This is a genomic window from Haloarcula sp. Atlit-47R, from assembly GCF_003665985.1.
GTDB lineage: Archaea > Halobacteriota > Halobacteria > Halobacteriales > Haloarculaceae > Haloarcula > Haloarcula taiwanensis.
Map to the genome: position 1 here is coordinate 1 of NZ_QPLQ01000026.1, position 611 is coordinate 611.

At 70.7% G+C, this 611-nt stretch carries 1 pseudogene; it reads right to left on the reverse strand.

Annotation, left to right across the window (positions count from 1 at the left end):
* Positions 1-611, reverse strand: a pseudogene (locus tag DVK00_RS20675) (hypothetical protein); the annotation flags it as partial.

Sequence of the window (611 nt, forward strand, 5' to 3'; positions counted from 1 at the left end):
AAATCGAGCCTTCGCCGGCGATGACGCCCCAGAACCGGACGCGCTCGTCGGCGAGCAGTCGAAAGCCGATGTCGTCGTCGAAGAACCGGCCGGTCGGCCAGCGAGCGACCACGTCGCCGCTGAGTCGCCCCCGGTCGTCCTCGACGGCGACGAGCGCCAGTCGGACCTCGTCGCGTTCCATCGTCTCCTCGACGCGGCCGGCGTAGGTGACGGCCGTCCCCGTGTACGTCTCGGGGCGCTCCCGGAGGTCGGCGTAAGGAATCGTCGTCGCGTTCGCCGGCGTCGAGACCGCAGTCGTTCGATTCGGGAGCGTCGATTCCGCGGAGAGTGGTTGCGGCGTCGGGAGTGACCACTCGACGGTCGGGAGCGCCACGTCGGGGAGGCGGTCGTCGACCCACGCCGCGTGACGGGCGACCGCGGCGCGGAGTTTCGGGGACCGCTGGACGAAATCGGAGACGCGCTCGACGGCGAGGTAGGTGACGAGGCCGCCGGCGACGTAGGTGCCGACCTTCGTGAGTGCCTCGCGGCGGGTGAGTCGGTCGGCCGCGTCGTTCTCGTCGGCCTCATCGTCTTCTGGGTCTTCGGCGTCGTCGTCGCCCTCGGAGCCGAGA